We start from the raw sequence: 22,154 nt of genomic DNA on the forward strand, positions 1-22,154 counted from the left end.
AGTAAAAGATGCAAAAAGTACTCAGAGCGGGAATAATGGTCTTGCTGCTGGCAATAAGTATGAGGAGCGTGGCGCAACAGAACATACAGTTCAGCCAGTATATCTTCAACGGGTTAAGTGTTAACCCTGCCTATGCAGGCTACAAGGAGGACTTGTATGTGAATGCCATTTATCGTCATCAGTGGGCCGGATTCCCCGGAGCACCCCGTACGGGCGGCGTTTCCGTCGACGGGGTGACGCCCGCCAGCGATAAGAAAGTGGGCCTGGGACTGCAAATGTTGTTTGATAAATCAGGACCGCAGGACGCGTTGTCGCTCTATGGTTCTTACTCGTACCGCATTCCGCTGGACGATGAAGATACCCGCCGGCTTTGCCTCGGTATAGGCGCCGGCGTTACCCAGTACTCTATCGATGGTACGGCACTGCAATACATCGATAATGAAGACGCGGCCATACCGCTGGGTAAAAAGAGCGTATGGGTGCCCGATGCCCGCTTCGGGATCTATTATTATACGCCCCGCTTTTATGCCGGCGCGTCTGTGATGGACCTGTTTTCACTCTATACCGATGCGTCGCGCTACAACTGGAAAGGCAACAACTATTCCACCATCCGTAAAACACAGCACCTGTATATTACCACCGGTGCTATGTTTCCGCTGGGAGAGAACCTGCAGCTGAAACCTTCGATCCTGATCAAAGAAGATTTTAAAGGTCCTACCAACGTGGACATTAACGCCTTCCTGCTGATCGGAGAGAAGCTGTGGGTAGGTGCTTCTTACCGTACCGGCGTGGGCATATGGAGAAAAACCAATCTGCAGAAAGACCTGAGTGAACTGGATGCTGCCAGCGTGATGGTAGAGTTCTACGCCACAGAAAAGCTGCGTATCGGTTATGCCTACGACCTGACCATCAACAAAATGGCCGGTTATCAGGGAGGTTCCCATGAAATATCACTGGGCTTCCTGATCCCTTCGAAAAACTATACGGTGAAGAACCCCCGCTATTTTTAAACTTTAGTTACTACCCACTATGAACCGTAGTACCAGAATAATCATTCCGCTGCTGTTTTTGTCTGCCGTCAACCTGTACGGCCAGGAGCAGAAAAGCGTGTTGCAGCTGGCCGAAGCAGCTTATGCCAGACAGGAATATGCCGTGGCCGGCGCGCTCTATAACAGAATTGCCCGCCAGAAAGGCGACAGGATGCCGGTAGAGCAGCTGATGAAAATGGCCCGTAGCTTTCAGGAGATCGGTTACTATAAGGAGGCAACGGATATCTACAAAGAGATTACCAGTCGCCCTGACCGCCCCGATGCCGCTTATTTTGCCTATGGCGAAGCCCTCCGGCAGCTGGAACAATATGACGAAGCCAAAGCGCAATATGCGTTGTTCTCCACCGCTAATGCCGATAGCCTGCAATTGAAAAACATGGCGCTGAAAGGCTGCGACAGTGCTGTGGTGTGGCTGGGAAAAGCAGCGCCTGTGCAACTGAAGCCGCTGAAAGAACTGAATACTCCCGGCTCCGATGTGGTAAGCGGCGTAGTACAGAAAGGGCTGTTGCTGATGTCCAACGGCTATCGTACCATGGCGCTGAGCAGCGGCTCACAGGCCAAACCGCCGTTAGATAAACGTACGGAGCAACCCTATTACAAGGCTTACGTGTATCAACAATATGCCGGAGATAACTCCAACGCCTATCTGGAAGAACTGGTGCCGGGACTGTTGGGCAAGTTCGATTATAATATCGGACCGGTATGTCTGAATAACACGGAAGATACGCTCTATGCAACCATCAATATACAGGGCAAAGGAGTGCCTTATACCGGTAAAGGCGCGGTGAACGGTGTTCGCCATCTGCAACTTTATCAGTCCGTGAAAAAGAACGGTAAATGGGAGCCGCTCGTGTTGATACCCGGTATCAATATAGAAGGATATTCTTCCAGCCATGCGGTGCTCAATTCCACTGGTGATATCTTGTATTTTGTGTCCGATCGTCCGGGAGGACAAGGCCAGACCGATATCTGGTATGCAGAGAAACAAGCTGATGGCTCCTGGGGCACACCGATCAACTGCGGCAGCCAGATCAACACCGTGGCATCAGAAACATTTCCCACTGTCAACGAAGACGGTATTCTTTACTTCTCCAGCAGGGGACATGCCGGGATGGGCGGTTACGACATCTATCGTGTAAGAGGGGCGAAAACCAATTGGGAAGCGCCGGAGAATATGAAGCTGCCATTCAATTCAGGCGCAGATGATCTCGGGCTGATATTGAAGCGCAACGGTTATGAAGGGTACCTGGCTTCCAGCAGGAAGGGTGGCTTAGGAAGAGACGACGTCTATTACTTCTCCGATCCGAACTATTTCACCAGGGTAGATCATGGTAGGAATGACGGACCGGGCACTCAGCCTAATCCGGACGCGAATGGCAACCCGCATTCAAATCCAAACACGAACCCGAACCAGCCTTCCACTTCAGGCAATACAGTGCCGCCAGGCAATGGTGGCAAGCCGGTCCCGGTAGTGAAAAAACATACACCGGAAGAGGAAGCAGACAAAAAGAAACTGGAAGAACTGAAGTTCCTGTATGATTACAACAGTACCGCCCTGCTCACAGAGTCGCGCCGGATACTGGACCAGGTGGCAGCTGTGCTGAAGCGTTATCCCGATTGGCGCGTGGTGATCACTTCGTTCGCGGATAACCGTGGTAGTGATCAATACAACGTAGATCTGTCAGCGTTACGTTGTTATGCTGTAATAGATTATCTCGCCAATAAAGGCATCGATCCAAAACGGTTGTACTACAGCAACAAAGGTGAGAAAGATCCGGTGAATGGCTGTAAGGACGGCGTTCCTTGTAAAGAAGAAGATTATAAGCAGAACAGGCGTTCTGAGCTGCGCATAAAATGGTAATAATAAAAAGAGGGTGTCCAAAAGGCACCCTCTTTTTATGCGCGATAGTTTTTATACTGACAATACAATTTTACCAAACAGCGGTCTGTCTCGCTTCGCATCTTCCATTCTTTGATGGGCTTTTTTAATATCTTCCAGTGGATACACGCTATCTATCACTGGTTTTACCTGCCCGGCTTCCATTAACCTGGTAATAGGATGGAGCTCTTCCCTGCTTTGCCGGGTAAAAACAAAATGATAGGTCGCATTTTTTTCCCAGGCGCGGAGGAGGTTTTGCGGCCGGGCAATGTCCACCAGCGTTACAAGCCTGCCATAGTCAGCTAACGCAAGCGGACTATCGGAGAGCGTGCTGCCCCCAACAGTATCAATCATTACATCCACGCCTTTTCCCCTGGTGAGTGCCTGTATCTCTTCAAGGTAGTTTTTTTGATGATGATCAATCACGATATCCGCTCCCAGATGCTGTAGCTGCTCCCGTAAAATGTTTTGCCCTGTTGTATATACAAAAGCTCCCAGTGTCTTAGCGACCTGAATGGCGAGTGAACCTACACCGCCCGCACCACCGGGAATGAGAATGGTATCTCCTTTTTTCAGGTTCGCCCGTACTGCCAGCATCTCCCATACCGTTCCCCCGATAAGCGGCACCGCAGCGGCTTCCTCGTAGCTAAGATGCTCAGGCATTTTGGACAACGAGGATTCGTCGGTAAGGTGGTATTCCGCGTAACTGCCCTGACCACCAAAACGCGGAGAATAGTAGACTTTATCACCGGGCCGCCAGTTTTTCACGGCTTCACCCACTGCTATCACATCGCCCGCCACATCGTGACCGGTTATAAGGGGTAGTTCAAACAGTGACGCATAGTCCCCTCGTCTGACCTGGTAGTCGAGCGGATTTACGGAGGTAGCCCTTACCCTCACCAGTACCTGGGTAGGAGCTGTTAGGGAGGGAGTAGCTACTTCTTTTAACTGAAGCACTTCTGGTCCGCCATAATTGTTGATTACAATCGCTTTCATGATTCGATAATTCGCTTATTTTCGAAATGTTTGAGTAAAAAAAATCAGAATGCTTTTTGGATAAGTTTGTTCAGGGTCTTAATCGCTCCTTCATTACGCTTGTAGTACGTCCACTGGCCCACCCGCGTGGCTTCAATAAGCCCGCATTTCTGGAGTATGCTCAGGTAGTCTGATGTGGTGGACGGAGATAAGCCGGCTTTTTGCGTAATGTCGCTGACGCATACACCAAGATTGGCATCATAGTCCTCCAATTCCTCAGCGGGGAAGTGCAGGTGAGGCTGCTTGAGCCAGATAAGCATGTTTATTCTGGTCTCATTACTGAGTGCTTTAAAAACCATGAGTAATTCCATTGGGCAAACATATCGATATTTCCCGAAATCCAGAAATTAAAAATCAACCGGTGCGATGGTGATCGATGAACAGCTGTAAAAAAAGGAAGGTGTCTTTTGGGACACCCTCCTTTTACACGTATTATTACTCTCCAAACAACAAAATTTCCTTCACGGCCACACGGCTGCTTTCCGGCTTAATACCCGAAATCACGTACCGCACATATTGTACGCCGGGGCTATTGAACAGCACAGGTTTGTAGTCCTGTCCGCTGGACAGTTGATCAGGACTGGCGATCGTCCAGGTGGTCCCGTCGGTAGAAGTCTCCACCCGGTAAGTATACCAATCGCTGTCTTTACCCCAGAAAACCTGGCTTCCTTTTAAGGTACAGGCCTTTTCCGGGCGCAGTGTGATGGTTAACGGAAAAGCCCCGCTGGTGGCCGTCCAGCCGGTAACATTGTTTTTGTCTGTCAATGCACCGGAACCCGTCGGATTCACCTGACCATTGATCGTGATCGTTGCATTTTTCAGTGAGATTTCCCGGAGCGCGTCCGCCTGCCCGGTTTGCGTGGCGGTGTCTGTATATTTTCTGTCGTAATCATTTACCCATTTGGCGTGGGGGGCATCCGGGACTGTCTTTGCCCTGCTGCCCTGGGTTTTAATGATTTTAACGGCGCTTGCGAGTCCTTTACTTTCCGCCGTAATCCTGATGTCGCCGGAGCTGTCGCTGCTTCTGATGAGGGCATAGCCGATGCCGCCTTCTGTTTGTTGCACTGCGATGGCTGCTGCGGGGATGTTTCCGCCTACGAGATGTCCGGCGCCTGTAACGCGGAGCTGGACGGTGTACGATTGCCCTGCCTGTGTGTTAGTGACCACCGTGCCGTTTTCGTCACATACTTTGATATACACCGGGATCATATCTGTACCGTTGGCCACCAACGGCATCGCTGGTTCCGGTATCGTGATTTCCAGGCGTCTGGCGGCTTTGGGGGTATTGACCGTATGGCCGCATACACGTTTGCCATCGAGCCAGCCTTCTGCGCGGAGGGTGCCCGGCTCATAGCTACCTAACGGGAACGCATATAGGGGACTGCCGCCCTTCGCTGCGATGAACGGTGCCGTGGATGCATTGGCGGAGCGGGTTTTCCGGCCCACGAGCTGGTTGTTGCGGTACAGCAGCACGGTATCACAATTCGAAAACACCACGATGGTGGAATCGGTATCCGGCAGGTTGTTGTAACTGGCGACGAACACCATGGGTCCGTATGCTTTATTGCGTGCCGACTGCATGGACTGTAGCTGGTAGTAGCTGAATTTTTCATAGCGGTCCATATCCGTCACGCCGCTGAATGCCGTGACAGCATCGCTTCCGCGGGTGTAGTCGTTGTAGCTCCATACGAAGTATCCGCCGATGCGGGGATTGGCGTCCAGCCGGGCATGGTCCCAATAGCCGCCGTGTTCTTCGCTGGTTTCCCCGTTAAGGGCCTGCTGCCGTAAAATACATTGGTTGACCAGTCCCCGGGCGGTGTATCGACGGGAAGCACGCAGTCCGTTTTCCCGTGCGGCATCTGCCACCCAGGTATCTCCCCACTCGCGGGTGAGAGAGGGTTTGTTGGGCGCCGGGTCTGTCATGTCGGGATTCACTACTTTATAGAAAACATCATAATGATCGCAGCTGCGTTGATTGTAATCGTCGGCGGTAAACATTTGGTCTCCCGGCATTTCTTCATGTGCTATGCGGATGGCTTCCTGCATCCAGCCGGAAGGAGTGGGGGATTCGTTCAGGGATGTTTCCCAGAGGAATACGGACGGATGGTTGCGGTCGCGGCGTATCATCTGCCGGATATCGCGGAAGGTGCGTGCTTTGAACGTGCTGTCTTCACTGTAGTGTTGCCAGCCCGGTTGGCATTCGATGACCAGCAGGCCCAGTTCATCGCATGCGCGAAGGAAATCCGGTGATGCCGGATAGTGCGCTGCGCGCACGGCATTGTACCCGCCTTTTTTGAGCTGCCAGGCATCGCGGTATTGCATCGCGGCTGGTGCGGCGTCGCCTACATAGGGATACACCTGGTGGCGGTTGGCCCCTCTGAGGTATAGCTTTTCTCCGTTGAGGTAGAAGCCGTCGGCTTTTCCGTCGGGCGACGTAAACGAGATGGTACGAATGCCGGTGGGGGTCACCCGTTTATCGACGAGCACTTTGCCGTTATAGACTGCTGATTCCAGCCGGTACAGATATGGATGATCAGGATGCCAGAGATGCGGCGCCGTGAGATGAAGTTGCTGCCGGAAAGTGGTGTCCCGTTTGCCGTTGAGGGCGATGGTTTGTTGCGCGGAGGCTACTACTTTCCCGCTGTTGTCTACCAGTTTGCTCAGCAAGGTGGTGGTGGCAGACTGTCCGCTGCTGTTGACCACCTGGGTGTTGACCAGCAGGTCAGCCGCCTGGGCCGACACGTTTCTGCTCATGGTAAATATGCCGCCACCGGCTATTTTATTGGCTTCCACCTCATCAGGAATGTAAAGATGATCGGTGATCACCAGGGATACATTTCGATAGATGCCGCCGTAATAGTTAAAGTCCAGCGTGGACATTTTTTTGCCGGGCGGCGTTTGTGGATTGTCGATATTGGAAACCCTGACGGCCAGCACGTTGGTACTGCCGGGGCGAACTTTGCCGGAAATATCTACGCCGAAACGCATATATCCTCCATGATGCTCCTCCAGTTTTTCTCCGTTGAGATATATTTCACAGTCGGTCTGTACCCCCTCGAAGGAAACGTATAACCTGCGGCCAGCCTGGTTTGCCGGCACGGTGAAATGACGCCGGTACCAGCCGATGCCCTGATACACTTTTCCGCCACCGTTATGTTTGGGGGTGATGCCCATTACATGTGGAATAGAAACGGCTTCCCAGGAGGCGTCGTTAAAATCGGTAGCTGCGGCATTGCGGACGTCCTGCTGACAGAAGGCCCAGTGGGTATTGAAGTCCAGTTCCTGTCTGGGTGCTGTGGGAGATTGTGCCTGCGTGGCGGTCGTCGTTAATGTCGTTAGGAAAAAACACCATGCCGCATATCGTTGTAATACGCTGCTGGCTCCCTTTTGCGGAGGAGAATAATACCTGTTCACTGTGGATGTTCTTTTTTTTGGATGTGTGGTAAGGTACGCGTTTTTGGAGGAATATTTTAACAACATCCATCTCACCTGATTTTTTGATATAATAATTATAATAGAAAGGTAGAATTTAAATTATTTTGATGATGGTATAATACGAGTGAAATTTGCACTATCGATCATGAGCATCATGGTTGATACACAAAAACAAATACCATGAACACAAACATTTTTGAACCGGCCACTATCGGTTCTTTGCAACTGAACAACCGCATCGCCATGGCTCCTATGACAAGAGCCAGAAATGCGGACGGTATTCCCAACGAAAACAATGCCCTGTACTACGCCCAGCGTGCTGGTGCCGGGCTGATCATAACAGAAGGCGTAGCCATATCAGACACCGCCAAAGGCGTACTCTACATTCCCGGCCTGTATACGCAGCAACAGGTGGAAGGCTGGAAGAAAGTCACCGCCGCCGTACATGCCAAAGGCAGTAAAATATTTACCCAGCTCTGGCATGTGGGAAGGGTGTCCCATACCTCCAATCAGCCTGGCGGACAGGCGCCGGTGGCCCCTTCAGCCATACAGGCGGCACAGTCGAAAGCCTGGGGATTTGATGAGAACGGCCACGAAGGTTTTGTGACCGCCTCCCAACCGCGTGCGCTGGCCACGGAAGAGGTGGCGAAAATAGCGCAGGACTTTGCCCTGGCGGCGAAAAACGCGATCGCGGCCGGTTTTGACGGCGTAGAGCTGCACGGCGCCAACGGCTACCTGATCGAACAGTTTTTAAATCCGCATATCAACAACCGCACAGACCAATATGGCGGCAGTATGGAGAACCGCAGCCGTTTTCTGCTGGAAGCGATTGATGCCAGCATCGCCGCGGTAGGTGCGTCGAAAGTGGCCATCCGGCTCACTCCCTATGGAGGACTGCATGAACTGCCTCACTACGACGAGATAGAGGCTACCTACGCTTATCTGGCGAAAGCATTATCGGACAGGAAAATTGCCTACATCCATATCATGGACCAGCAGTCACGCGGCAGCTTCGCTTTGCCGGAAGGTTTTCTGGAAAGGTTCCGTAGCTGGTACGATGGCACTATCATCCTGGCTGGCGGCATGGACCGGGAAAAATCCGAAAGGCTGATCAATGCAGGTACCATTGACATCGCAGCGTTTGGTGAAGCCTTCATTTCCAATCCTGATCTGGTGGACCGTCTGCAGCATCACTGGCCGCTGACACCGCCGCAACGGGACCTGCATTACGGTCTGACGATGCATGGTTACATTGATTGGAAAACATACGGGAACAAAGCAGCGTTATGCGAAACGGAATAATAGATAAAAGGATACTTCCCCTGACCATCGGTGGTTTGGGGATAGGCACCACAGAATTTGCGATCATGGGGTTGCTGCCCGATATTGCCCGGTCCTTTAACATCAGCATACCGGAGGCGGGGCACTTTATCTCTGCCTATGCCATCGGCGTGGTGTTGGGTGCTCCGCTGCTGGTAGGGTATTCGGTGAAGTTTCCACCGAAGAAGGTGTTGATGGCGATGATGGCACTGTTCACGGTCTTTAACGGATTATCCGCGCTGGCGCCGGGTTACACCGCGTTGATGTTGCTGCGGTTTTTGTCCGGCCTTCCGCACGGCGCTTTTTTCGGCGTGGGGGCAGTGGTAGCTTCCCGCATTGCAGCGAAAGGGAAAGAGGCAAGGTACATATCATTGATGTTTACCGGGCTGACGGTGGCCAATCTGGCGATGGTGCCGCTGGTGACCTACATCGGCCACATGCTTCACTGGCGCTGGTATTTTGCGGTGGTGAGCGGGATAGGGCTGCTTACGTTGCTGTCGCTCCGGGTATGGCTTCCTGCCATGGACGGAAAGCAGGAGGCGGCCAACATCACGGAAGAACTTCATTTCCTGAAGAATAAACAGAGCTGGTATGTCTTGCTGATTACCGCTATTGGCTTCGGTGGGCTATTTACCTGGTTTAGTTACATTACGCCATTGATGACGGAAGTATCTGGTGTTAGTCAGGGCAATATGGCCTATGTGATGGTCCTTGCCGGCGGTGGCATGGTGGTGGGCAATCTGCTGGGCGGTTATCTGGCAGACCGGATGGGTGCGGCGCGTACGAGCGCGCTGCTGTTGTTTCTCATGATGCTGGCGTTGACAGGTGTTTTCTTCTTTTCCGGGATGATGATACCTTCTCTGATACTAACTTTTTTAAGCGGCGGACTGTCGATGTCGGTAGCGGCGCCGGTAAATATTATGATGATGCGGGCCGCGCCTGGTGCGGAAATGATGGCCGCCGCATTTATGCAGGCCGCGTTTAACATCGCCAACGCGCTGGGCGCTTACCTGGGCGGGATACCGCTGGAATACGGTCTGCCCTATACGTACCCGTCGCTGGTAGGGGTAGGAATGGCGTTTATCGGGCTGGTGATTGCCTTGCGGTATACCACACGGTTTGGTCAACGGGCGGTATTGCCCGATAGGCAACGGGTATTAATGCATTAATATAAAAACAGGTTTCATACAGGGACTGGCGGCTTAGGGTTTCACTAACTCAATACGGCCGTCAGTCTCAAATATCCGGGTGCCTACCGGGTCGGTGACAAAAAATTCCTTTTGATGTTTGACAGCACAACGGGAAAGATATTCAATACAACTGCCGCACAGGTTACTGCTCACCCCAAAAATATCTTCACCGGATGCCGCCATTTTCTTGGGCGCATGGCAGAGAAAAAATGCATTTTCAATAGGCCCCCAGTGCGCTAAGGCCGGGTACCAGAAAGTATTTCCGCTCCTTAGCTGATTTTCCTTCCAGCTCTCCAGCGTAAGTTTTTCCTGCACAGGCGTTACACCGGAATCGGTCAACAGCCATACTTCGTTTTGATGCTTGCCGGTGGTGATCAGTATCCAATACATCCCGCAACCTTCTTTGGCGATGGGGATGTTACCATACTGCACAGCCGCTATCTTTTCTTCCACAAGTTGCTCATCATCCACATCCTCCCATACATATTCTGACTCAAATGGAAAATCAACCAGCAATGTCTTTTCATACGCTGTCTGATGAAAGGGAGTGCTGCCCGCTTCGCCATAGGGAATAAGGCCATACAGGGAGAGCGGCTGCGATTGATTCGCCTGGTAAAAGTGCTGATACTGTGCTACTATGCCGGCATAGGCTGGCTGGTCCTTCTTTTTTAGAAAATCAAATAATCCCATGGTGAGTAATTGGCGGCATTCCTACACGGCAAATGCCACAAGATAATACGTGTTGTGATGAAACGCAAACGGATGTAAAAGCGTCATGCCCATTCCGTTGATATTTAGGTGAAGCCAGTATGCAGTATTATCGCGGATGCTGCGCATAGTGTGGTTATAACGGAAAAAGAGTCATGGTCGTATCAGTGCAGGCTACTTTTTTTATTTTTGCTGAATAATTTTCACTATTTTAGCGGTGTATGCGTTTACGTATACTTTTTTAACTCAAAATTTTTAACCATTCATTTGATACTGCTTATTCCTCTTACCGGGAGGTACGCAACGATTCTATCGAAGGTCCTATAACCTCATTGATGATGGCTTCACCAGGCCACTAATCATTTCACCAGTAATATATCTGAAAGAAGCGACTGGATTCAGTATAGCGACAGCTATGCCTTGTCGTGGACCGTTACCCCTTTCTGGTGCTGTGTAATACACAGCGCTGATAAATACATATATCCTCATCACCATTCACCATGTCGGTATCCGCAGACTGCCTGTACGCAGCCTTCTGGCGGAGCTATTTACAAAATGTATTGTTTATGAAGTACACATCGCGTCCGGATACGTTACAGCAGTTATTGACAGGACTCAAAGATGAACAAAACAAAGGCGTCACCTTTATCACAGGCAGCAACAAAGAAACGTTTCTATCCTATCAGCAGTTGTATGCCGACGCCCTATCATGGTTGGCCCACCTACAGGAGAGAGGCCTGACACCGGGTTCTGAGCTGGTGTTGCAGATAGAGGACGGCAAAACTTTTTTACAGCTCTTCTGGGCATGTTTGCTGGGCGCTATTATACCGGTGCCTGTGGCGGTGACCTATGAAGGTGAAAACGCACAGAAGCTGTATAAGATCAAAAGTTTTCTGGACAAGCCCGTATTGGCCGTTAAACGCGCCCATTACGAAAAACTGCTGTCAGGCGCCGCGGCTGCCGACGGGCAGGGTTTTGATCACATCATCTTCACCGATGACAAAGAAGAAACCGGTAAAGAAGGGGTAGTCGTTCCCGTTACCCCGGAAACGATCGCTTTTCTGCAATTCTCTTCCGGATCTACCGGTAACCCCAAAGGCGTGGTGCTGACACACAAAAACCTTATCACCAACGTGTTTGAGGCCATTACAGCGCATCAGCTCACAGCGGAGGACTGCCACCTCAGCTGGATGCCGCTCACCCATGATATGGGCCTCATCGGGTTTCACCTGTATCCGTTTGCTGCCGGGTTGAATCATTACCTGATGCCGACGGATTTGTTTATCAGGAACCCGTTGTTGTGGATGCAGAAAATTTCAGAACATCGTATTACCGTTACCGGTTCTCCGAACTTTGGCTATAAATATTACCTGAATCAGTTTACCCCCGAAAAAGGAGAAGGGCTGGACCTTTCCTCCCTGAGGATCATCTTCAACGGTGCGGAGCCAATAGCGGCCCCGTTGTGCCGGCAGTTTATAGACGTACTGGGAAAGTATCAGCTGGACCCGAAGTCGATGTTCCCTTGCTACGGACTGGCGGAAGGTACGCTGGAAGTGAGTTTGGCGGATATGGACACCGTCTTCAGCAGCCTGTTCATACGGAGGGATTCGCTGGCCCTGGGGCAACCGGTGATCGTTACCAGCGGCGAAGAAGCCACGGTAGAGCATACCGAAGTGGTGAACGTCGGCAAAATCATCGGCGGTGTGACGGTCAGTATCACTAATGAAGCAGGTAAACCATTGCCCGACGGCCATCTGGGGGCTGTACAGATAAAAGGCGATGCGGTTACCAGTCGCTATTATAATAATGAAGCAGCAACGGCGGCGGCTATACGTAATGGATGGCTCAATACCGGCGATACCGGGTTTATGCTCGATGGTTATCTCTACATCGCCGGCCGCTCGAAAGATATCATTTTTGTCAATGGACTGAATGTCTATCCGCATGATATAGAACATACGGTAGAACAAGGGACCGGGATGGAAGCCGGTAAGGTAGTGGCGTGTGGCGTTCCCGACGAGGAGACAGGCACCGAGGCGGTGGTGGTATTTGTGATCCATAAATCTTCCACAGAGAAATTCCTGCCTGTTGTAGCTACGGTGAAAAGATATGTTGCCTCTCAGCTGGGGCTGGAAGTAAAGCATGTGCTGCCGGTGAGAAAAGTGCCTAAAACCACCAGCGGGAAAGTGAAGCGTTATGCTTTTACCGAAGAATACCGGCAAGGGGTATACGCAGATATCATCCGTGAAATAGCCGCGGCGCAACAACATACCGCATCACTACAGGAGACGAACACACGTAGTTTTGAAGAAGTCCGGAAATGGTTGCAGCAATGGCTGCAACAGCGGTTTAAACTGACCAACGAAGCCCTGTTGGCCGACCGGGTGTTTGCGGAATACGGGATGACCTCCATGCAGGCAGTCATGCTGGCGGCCGACCTGGAGCAGTGGTTGCAGCAACCGGTGGATAAAACGGTCATCTACAATTATACTACCGCCACCTCGCTGGCGGCATACCTTTCCGGTAAAACCGGCACCGCAACGGCTGAGGGGCAGCAGCACCTGGCTACTGGCGGGAAAGTGGCGGTAATCGGTATCGGATGCCGCTTTCCGGGCGGCGTGAACAGTCCCGCTGCTTTCTGGGAACTGCTGCGCGAACAACGTAGCGGCGTCACCGTTGTCCCTGAAAGCCGCTGGGATGCGGAACAATATTACAGTGCTGATGAAGATGAAACGGGGAAGATGTATACCCGTCACGGTGGTTTCATAGAACAGGCAGACCAGTTCGATCCGCTGTTCTTCGGTATTTCACCCAGAGAAACCATCGGTATGGACCCGCAGCAGCGCCTGTTGCTGGAAGTGAGCTGGGAGGCGATGGAGAATGCCGGCATCCGGCCCTCTTCCCTGAGGGGCAGTGATACCGGCGTATTCGTGGGGTTGGGCACTGATGACTATCAGCAGATCGTACAGGAGCATACGCCGCCGGCTTTATTTGAAGATGCTTTCACGAGCCTGGGCCTCCAGCGAAGCGTGGCCGCCGGCAGGATCGCTTACCTGTTTGATTTCCACGGCCCCGTGCTGCAACTGGATACCGCATGTTCTTCTTCTTTGCTGAGCGTGCATCAGGCCTGTCAGCAGCTGCTGCTGGGCGAATGTTCGCTGGCGCTGGCCGGCGGCGTGAACCTGATGCTCACCCCCGATACCACGATCCGGCTATGCCGTATGAAGGCGCTGTCGCCCACCGGGCAATGCCATGCTTTCGATGAAGAAGCAGATGGCTACGTGCGGGGAGAAGGCGCCGGCATGATCGTACTGAAGCGCCTCAGCGATGCGCTGCGTGACGGCGATAACATCCTTGCCGTCGTCAGCGGCTCGGCCGTCAACCACGACGGGCAAAGCAACGGGCTTACTGCTCCCAATGGTATTGCACAGCAACAGGTCATCAGAAAAGCATTACAACGCGCGGGCGTAGCACCGCACACCATACAATATGTAGAAGCACATGGCACCGGTACCAAACTGGGCGATCCGGTGGAAGCCCAGGCGCTGCATGCGGCCTATGGCCAATCTCGCGCGGCAGATAATCCGCTGCTGCTGGGGGCCGTGAAATCCAATATCGGCCACCTCGAAGCGGCAGCAGGCATCGCAGGACTGATTAAAACCGTACTGTCACTGCAACAGCGGCAGTTGCCCGGCACGCTGCATTTTAATACCCCCAGCAGCTATATTCCGTGGAAGGAGATGCGGTTGAAAGTAGTGGACCGGCTGACGGCCTGGCCTGCTACCAGCGGCGTAAGACGTGCCGCCATCAGTTCCTTCGGACTGAGTGGCACCAATGCGCATGTGATTCTGGAAGAAGCACCTGCTGTCGCCAATAACGTATATACGGAGCCGTTACCACAATGGGCATCTTACCCGCTGACGCTCTCGGCTAAATCGCCGGCGGCTTTACAATCGCTCGCAGCGAGCTACGCCACCGCATTGGAGCAGACTACTGATACCCTCGCAGATATTGCCTACAGCACTTTTACAACACGGGACGCCTTCAGCCACCGCATCGCTTTTCAGGCGGCATCTGTCACGGAAGCGACACGTCTCCTGCAGGCATATGCAGCGAACCCTTATACAGAAGAAGTGTTGTCGGGCCTGGTACAACCCCGCGACGGTAAGCTGGTATGGCTTTTCACCGGTGGTGGCTCCCAGTATTGGAATATGGGCATTGAACTGTATCAGCACAATGCCGTCTTCCGCCGCGTGGTAGACCATTGCGACAGCTGGCTGGCATCACAGTGGGGCTTTTCGCTGACCACTTTATTGTATAAAAAAGAAAAAGATGCTGCCAATGAGTTGCTGTTGGAGATGACTTATTTCCAGCCGGCGATCTACGTGATTTCCTGCGCGCTGGCAGAAGTGTGGAAGTCGTGGGGCATCACCCCGTCTATCGTTGCCGGTCACAGTGTAGGGGAATACGCTGCTGCCTATGTGGCCGGCGTATTCAGTCTGGACGATGGCCTGAAGCTGGTCACCGCAAGAGCGCGACTCATGCAGGGGGTAAAAGAACCGGGATCTATGGCCACGGCCTTTGCCGGGCAAGAAGAAGTAGCGGCCATCATTCGCCCATTCGGAAATGATCTGGCCATTGCGGCGGTCAATGGCCCTGCATTGACCGTGATCTCCGGCAAAAAACAGGCGGTAGCGGACGCCCTGAAATTATTGGAAGCGGCAGGCATCAATACCCGTCAGCTCCTGATAGCCCATGCGTCGCATTCACCGCTGATGGAGGCTATGCTCGAAGAATTCCGTGAGGCAGCGAAGCAGATTGAATTCCGGCCGCCGCAGCTGCAGCTGATTTCCAATATCACCGGCGAAGAGGTGACCGAAGTACCGGACCATCGTTATTGGTGCGATCAGATCATCTCACCAGTGTTGTTCGCCAAAAGCATACAGACCATCGCACGGCTGGGCGGCGATATCCTGATGGAGCTGGGACCTCAGCCCAATCTGCTGTCGATGGTGCAGCTTAGTGCGGAATATGCAGAAGACCATCTGCTGCCCTGTATGAAAATTGGTCATTCTTCCTGGGAAATGATGCTACAGGTACTGTTGACACTATATGTCAAAGGGTTGCCTGTCCGGATGGAACAGCTGTTCGATCATCCGGGTTACCGTAAAGTCCATCTTCCCGGATATACGTTTAACCGGCAACGTTATTGGACCGAAACAAAAGAATCATCATCACCCATTACCCATTCGCAATACGAACAAAAAAGTAAGATCATGCCCGAAAGTAATCATGTACCAGCTCAACGTACCGCCATCCTGCGGGATATTACGGACATTTTCAGTACCCTGCTGAAGATTCCGGCTGCCGATATCAACATACATGCCCGTTTCCTTGAAATGGGGGCAGACTCGCTGGTACTGGCGAGTGCAGTAAGAAGGATTGAGAAGAAATACAACGTGAATTTTTCCATCCGGCAGCTGTTTGAAACGCTGTCCACTATCCATCAGATAACGGACTATATTGTGGCGAAGAACCCGGTTGCGCCCGTGGAAACCGCTCCGGCACCGGCTTCTGCGGTAGCGGAGGTGATAGCGGAAACGGTGTCTCAGCCGGTGGTAAGGGCCGCCGCTGCGCCGGCTCGTCCTGTAAAGACGAATGGCGCCCAGCCTTATCCTGCTACGCCGGACACGGCAGTGTCCATGCGCCTGTTCAATTTCCTGGAGCAGCAGCTGGCGTTGTTATCCCAACATCTCGGCACGGAAGAATTCCTGCCGCAACCGGCAGCTACTCCGGCAGTGCCCGAAGCAGCGAAGACTAACGGTAACGGACCATCGACAGCTGCGCCAGTCGTTGCGGAGGTAACCAAAGCGCCTGCCCAGCACCGCTCTATCTTCCCGAAGATGGAAACCCGTCCGGGCGTCTCCAACTATACGGCCGCCCAGCAGGAATACCTCGATGCATTCATCCGTCGGTATAATCTCAAAACACAAAAATCAAAGGCGCTGACACAGCAGTACCGGCCGGTATTGGCTGACAACCGCGCCTCCGCAGGGTTCCGCTTCTCTACCAAAGAGCTGGTATATCCTATACAGGCCGCGTCTTCCGCCGGTGCTACGATCACGGACATAGATGGCAACACCTATATCGACCTGGCCATGGGCTTCGGCGTAGACCTGCTGGGGCATTGTCCACCGGTAGTAGTGGACGCCATCCAGCAGCAATTGCAACAGGGATTCCAGCTCGGGCCACAAACGCCGCTGGCCGGGCAGGTGGCTGAACTGGTAACATCGCTCACCGGTGCAGAGCGGGCCAGTTTCCATAACTCCGGTACCGAAGCGGTGATGACAGCTATCAGGCTGGCACGCACCGTTACCGGCAGGAAAAAAGTAGCCGTCTTCGCCGGCGGTTATCACGGCCACTTCGATGGCACCCTGGCGGCGCCGGAAGACCTGGAAAAATCGCATGCCGGCGTACCGATGGCCCTCGGTATCATGCAGAATATGGTGGCTGATGTACTGGTATTCGACTATCACCACCCTGACGTGGTGGAACAGATACGCGCGCATAAACATGAACTGGCAGCCGTACTGGTAGAACCGGTGCAAAGCCGTAAGCCGGGGTATCAGCCCAAAGCCTTGCTGCACGCCCTGCGTGAGATGACAAAAGCAGAGGATATCGCCCTGGTATTTGATGAGATGATCACCGGTTTCCGTATCCATCCGGGCGGAGCACAGGCGCATTTTGAGGTGCGCGCAGACCTGGCCACCTATGGCAAGATCGCAGGGGGCGGATTACCGATCGGTATTATTGCCGGTACCCGCAAGTATATGGACGCACTGGACGGCGGCGTATGGCAGTACGGGGATGATTCCTACCCGGCTACCGATACGACTTTCTTTGCCGGTACCTTCTGTAAACATCCATTGAGCATGTCGGCCACGCTGGCCCTGCTGAAGGAACTGCAACAACGCGGCCCTGCGCTCCAGGAGAAACTGAATAGCCGTACCACTAAGCTGGTGAATGAGCTGTCGGCCTTCTTCAAAGAAAATAATGTGCCCATGGACGTACACAATTTTGGCTCGCTGTTCTATTTCGCCATCACTTCCAATATGGACCTCTTTTTCTATCACCTGTTAGAGAAAGGCGTATATATATGGGAGGGGAGGACCTGCTTCCTGTCAGACGCGCATACAGATGAACAGGTGCGCCATATCACCAAGGCAGTGAAAGATAGTATCCGGGAACTGCAGCAGGAAGGATTCCTTCCGAAGCCTGCAACGCCCGTATCCAAAGGAAAAACGATGGTACTATAAGGAAAAGTTGCCCATTCATAAACAGGAGGTTGTCTCAAATCCGATTTGAGGCGACCTCTTTTCGTTTTGATAAAAAGCTGTTGGTCAATGTTGTCGCCGGTTTAGACGCCGCACAGCAGGGATTTAGCCCAGATATGACCGCAGTGAATATTTTCGACCGGTACAATTTAAACCGCAGAGAGTTGATCTAAATTTATTGAAATAACCCTTATTGAAACAACCATTATTCACCAAAATCTCAACTAACCATGAGAAAAGTTCTACTCTTCGCAACGGCGTTGTTGTGTAGCACAACCTTGTTTGCGCAGGACTACTGGAGGCCGCATACCGCCGCCGCCGGGATCACTAAAGACAAAGCCGTTTCCAGGCTTGCATTTCCAGCCACCTACAAATTGTTTGACCTGGATCTTGCTCCTTTACGGAGTGAAGTATTCAAAACTGTGGGCAACAAACAGGCACATGCCACCATTATCTCTTTGCCTAACGCAGACGGGCAGATTGAACAGTTCGAAATTAAGGAAGCTTCTAATTTCGAGCCTGCATTACAAGCGCGATTCCCGGAGATAAGGGCTTTCTCCGGAAAAGGTATTACCGATAAACAAGCCACCTTAAAACTGAGCATTTCTCCGCAGGGCGTACAAGCGATGGTATTCCGTACTGAAAAAGAAAGTGAATTCATTGAGCCTTATTCTGCTGACCACACGGTGTATACGGTGTTCAAAAAACAAGCAAAGACATTACCATGGAAATGTTCTACTCCTGAACAAAAGCTGGCTACCAGCATTGGCAACCAGGTAGGTACCGTGGCGCGTTCCACCGGTGATGCCAAAACACTGCGGCTGGCGCAATCTGTTACCGCTGAATACTCCAATTACTTTGGCGCTACCAGCGCTTCACAGGTAGGGTTGGTGCTGGCGGCGATCAATGCAACGCTTACCCGTTGCAACGGCGTGTATGAAAAAGACCTCGCACTCCACCTGAACCTAATCGCGGCAACCACCAATGTGATTTATTATAACCCGGCCACAGATCCATATTCTGATGCCAGTTCCGGTGCCGGCGGCGCGTGGAACAGCGAGCTGCAAAATACACTGACCTCCGTGATCGGTGCTGCCAATTATGATATCGGCCACCTGTTCGGTGCGTCCGGCGGCGGCGGCAATGCCGGTTGTATCGGTTGTATTTGTGTCGATAATCAAAAGGGTAGCGGCTTTACTTCTCCTGCTGATAATATTCCCCAGGGAGATAATTTCGATATCGACTATGTAGTGCATGAAGTAGGCCACCAGCTGGGTGGCAACCATACTTTCTCCATGAGCAATGAAGGCACCGGTGTGAACGTGGAACCTGGTTCCGGTATTACCATTATGGGTTATGCCGGCATCACTGCCCAGGATATTGCCCCGCACTCTATTGCGTTCTATCATGCCGCTACCATTGCACAGATCCAGGCCAATCTTGCCGGAAAGACTTGTCCGGTAACCACCAGCATATCCGGCAATAATGCCACCCCCGTGGTGAATGCCGGCGGTAATTTTACTATTCCCATTAGCACACCGTTTGCGCTGACCGGTTCCGCTACCGATGCTAATGCCGGTGATGTGCTGACATATTCCTGGGAACAGAATGATAACGCTACCTCCTCACAAACAGGAACAGCCAGCGTGGCCAGTGTAACCAAAGCAACCGGCCCTAACTGGATATCCTATGCGCCTACGACTTCTCCTGTAAGGTATTTCCCCAAACTGGAGACCATCCTCGCAGGCGGGTTGATATCCGGCCCGTTGCCTGGCGGTGATGCAGGCGCTAATACCGAAGCATTGAGCTCCGTGAGCAGAACGTTGAAGTTCCGTTTGACCGTAAGGGACAATGCGCCTTACAGTTCTACTGCACCGGTAACTATCGGGCAAACCAATTTTGCCGATGCCACTATCACCGTTACCAATACTTCCGGACCTTTTGCCGTAACAGCTCCCAATACTAATGTATCATGGGCTGGTAACTCATCACAAACCGTTACCTGGAACGTAGCCAATACAACAACCGGTGCGGTTAGTTGCGCCAACGTAAAAATATCCATCTCCACCGATGGCGGCAATACCTTCAGCACCCTGGTGGCCAGCACACCCAATGATGGTAGTGAAGTGGTAACTGTTCCCAATACACCGACTACCACTGCCAGAATAAAAGTAGAAGCCGTGGGAAATATTTTCTTTGATATTTCCAATACTAACTTCACGATTACCGCTGGTTCCGGCTGCGCATCTCCGGCAGGGCTGAATGCTTCCGCTATCGATACAACATCTGCTACAGTAGGATGGACAGCCGTAAGCGGCGCCGTCTCCTATGATGTGGATTATAAGGCCACCTCGTCTTCTACATGGACCAATGCAGCGACAGCAACCACCGCCACTTCTGTAGGATTAACCGGCCTCACCTCCGGAACAACCTACGATTACAGGATCAGGACCAATTGCAGCAGCGGCAGCAGTGCTTATGCGGCAGCACAGTTCACCACTAAATCCACCAGCACTTGCAGTGCGCCTGCCGGCCTGACCAGTTCCGGTGTAACAGCCGCCGGAGCTACTGTTAGCTGGACAGCGGTAAGCGGCGCCTCCAATTATGATGTGGATTACAAGCCTAATACCTCTTCTACCTGGATCAGCGCGGCTACTGCCACTACGGCTACTTCCGTTAATCTGAGCGGATTAACGTCAGCTACCTTGTACGACTGGAGAGTAAGGACCAACTGTTCCGGAGGCAGCAGCGCCTATGTTGCTGCGCAGTTTACTACCCTGACATCTTCTGGTTGTGCAAACCCATTGGATAATTCCACCAATGGTACTACCGCCGGCGCTGCAACGATTCCGTTTAATACCGATGTAACGGGTCTCATCAGCCCAAGCGGTGATATTGATCACTATAAATTTGTGATTACCACCCGTGGTTCTGTTACCATCACCCTGCGTACGCTGCCCGGCGACTATGACCTGAAACTGCTGAACAGCGCCGGTACACAGGTCGCTATTTCACAGGCAGGCGGTACTACGAATGAAACAATCACCAAAACACTTGCTGCCGGTACTTATTATGCACAGGTGTATGGCTATAGCGGCGCCAACAGTGCTACTACCTGCTACACCTTACGGGTACAATTAGGTACGGCCACCCGCAGTGAAAACGATGTGGTTGTCAGCAAAGAGGGAATAGATGAAAAAGAGAGCAAAGGACAAAAGGTAGATGTCTTCCCGAACCCTGTCAACAATATCGTGAACATTAACCTGACAGGTTTCACCGGAAAATCAGAAGTGAGCATGCTGGACGTAAATGGGAGAGAAGTATTGCGTCGGGAAATAGGCATCGTTAACGCACAGCTGGATATTTCTGCTTTGCCTCCGGGTATCTATCTGGTAAGAATCAAAAATGGTGTAAAGCAGGTGTATCTGAAAAAAATCGTTAAACAATAAAGACAGATTACAGGACCTGATATAGTAAAAACGGACGTCTCCTATAGAGGGGGCGTCCGTTTGTTTTATCAGACAATATTTTTTACAACTCCTCTACAATCTTTTGATAATCTGCCTGAAAACCGGGCATCGCTGTACCTTCCACCCTGAAGGTATGTACTTCGGTGGTGCCTACATAGGCATTAAACACCGCGTTGACATGGCCGGAGATGAATTCACAATCTTTGGGCAAATTTCCGCCGGAGGCTATCGCCAGGTATATTTTTTTACCGTTCAATTGCCCTTTTCTGTTCCAATTTTCATCATAAACATAGGTCACGCCAAAGCGGACCAATTGGTCAATCCAGGCTTTTAATAAGGCTGACATGCCAAAGTTATGCATGGGGGTCCCCAGTACCAGCAAATCAGCGTCGCTTACATCTTTGACCACGGAATCGGCATATGTCAATAGCCGTCGTTCTGCTTCATTTAAAGACCGGGGATCTTTATAAAAAGCGCCGATCAGGTTACCATCGAGAAATGGTGGAAACTCCTTTGTCAGGTCCCGCTCAATGACCCTGTCAATCTCATGCCTGCTGTGTAGTTTTTCAACAATAGCGGAGCTCAGCCCCTTGCTATAAGACGCGTTTTCCCGGGCACTGGAGATAAGATGCAAAACTGTTTTCTTTGCCATAATACGATATGTTTACGACTATGACGATCGATGGTCCAAAAATTTGGACATGCCGTCCACTTTTTTTAAAAAAAAGGTTTGG

11 protein-coding genes are annotated in these 22,154 nt (G+C 52.0%); 6 read left to right on the forward strand and 5 right to left on the reverse strand.

Annotation, left to right across the window (positions count from 1 at the left end; translation table 11 throughout):
* Window positions 1-8 precede the first annotated feature (8 nt).
* A complete protein-coding gene (locus ICL55_RS03115) occupies window positions 9-1,010 on the forward strand; it encodes a PorP/SprF family type IX secretion system membrane protein (RefSeq protein ID WP_188094577.1) in 1,002 nt (333 codons plus the stop codon).
* Window positions 1,011-1,029: 19 nt separating this feature from the next.
* Complete coding sequence (locus ICL55_RS03120; protein WP_188094578.1) at window positions 1,030-2,910, forward strand: OmpA family protein; 1,881 nt, start codon at window positions 1,030-1,032, stop codon at window positions 2,908-2,910.
* 51 nt (window positions 2,911-2,961) lie between these two features.
* On the opposite strand, the gene ICL55_RS03125 is transcribed toward ICL55_RS03120, so the two are convergent.
* The 3 genes from ICL55_RS03125 to ICL55_RS03135 form a co-directional block, all read right to left on the reverse strand.
* Complete coding sequence (locus ICL55_RS03125) at window positions 2,962-3,924, reverse strand: zinc-binding dehydrogenase (protein ID WP_188094579.1); 963 nt, start codon at window positions 3,922-3,924, stop codon at window positions 2,962-2,964.
* Window positions 3,925-3,968: 44 nt separating this feature from the next.
* Window positions 3,969-4,274, reverse strand: a complete 306-nt coding sequence (locus ICL55_RS03130) for an ArsR/SmtB family transcription factor (RefSeq protein ID WP_188094580.1) — start codon at window positions 4,272-4,274, stop codon at window positions 3,969-3,971.
* 124 nt (window positions 4,275-4,398) lie between these two features.
* Window positions 4,399-7,377: a glycoside hydrolase family 2 TIM barrel-domain containing protein gene (locus tag ICL55_RS03135; RefSeq protein WP_188094581.1), complete on the reverse strand. Its 2,979-nt coding sequence runs from the start codon at window positions 7,375-7,377 to the stop codon at window positions 4,399-4,401.
* Between the two features lie 201 nt (window positions 7,378-7,578).
* Between ICL55_RS03135 and ICL55_RS03140 the strand changes: the two genes are divergently transcribed.
* Together ICL55_RS03140 and ICL55_RS03145 are read left to right on the forward strand one after the other, a co-directional pair.
* Window positions 7,579-8,700 carry an alkene reductase gene (locus ICL55_RS03140; protein ID WP_188094582.1) on the forward strand — a complete coding sequence of 374 codons (1,122 nt, stop codon included), beginning with the start codon at window positions 7,579-7,581 and terminating at the stop codon, window positions 8,698-8,700.
* Window positions 8,685-9,887, forward strand: coding sequence for an MFS transporter (locus tag ICL55_RS03145; RefSeq protein WP_223151279.1), 1,203 nt, complete (start codon window positions 8,685-8,687; stop codon window positions 9,885-9,887). Before ICL55_RS03140 ends, ICL55_RS03145 begins: the two co-directional genes overlap by 16 nt.
* A gap of 33 nt (window positions 9,888-9,920) precedes the next feature.
* On the opposite strand, the gene ICL55_RS03150 is transcribed toward ICL55_RS03145, so the two are convergent.
* Window positions 9,921-10,598: a hypothetical protein gene (locus ICL55_RS03150; RefSeq protein ID WP_188094583.1), complete on the reverse strand. Its 678-nt coding sequence runs from the start codon at window positions 10,596-10,598 to the stop codon at window positions 9,921-9,923.
* Window positions 10,599-11,182: 584 nt separating this feature from the next.
* Between ICL55_RS03150 and ICL55_RS03155 the strand changes: the two genes are divergently transcribed.
* Complete coding sequence (locus ICL55_RS03155; protein ID WP_188094584.1) at window positions 11,183-17,932, forward strand: type I polyketide synthase; 6,750 nt, start codon at window positions 11,183-11,185, stop codon at window positions 17,930-17,932.
* A 248-nt stretch (window positions 17,933-18,180) separates the two neighbouring features.
* Window positions 18,181-21,399 carry a reprolysin-like metallopeptidase gene (locus ICL55_RS03160; RefSeq protein ID WP_188094585.1) on the forward strand — a complete coding sequence of 1,073 codons (3,219 nt, stop codon included), beginning with the start codon at window positions 18,181-18,183 and terminating at the stop codon, window positions 21,397-21,399.
* 82 nt (window positions 21,400-21,481) lie between these two features.
* Here ICL55_RS03160 and ICL55_RS03165 read toward each other — a convergent pair whose 3' ends face one another.
* Window positions 21,482-22,072, reverse strand: a complete 591-nt coding sequence (locus tag ICL55_RS03165; protein ID WP_188094586.1) for an FMN-dependent NADH-azoreductase — start codon at window positions 22,070-22,072, stop codon at window positions 21,482-21,484.
* Window positions 22,073-22,154: the final 82 nt, after the last annotated feature.

This window comes from Chitinophaga varians (assembly GCF_014529945.1).
Taxonomy (GTDB): Bacteria; Bacteroidota; Bacteroidia; order Chitinophagales; family Chitinophagaceae; genus Chitinophaga; species Chitinophaga varians.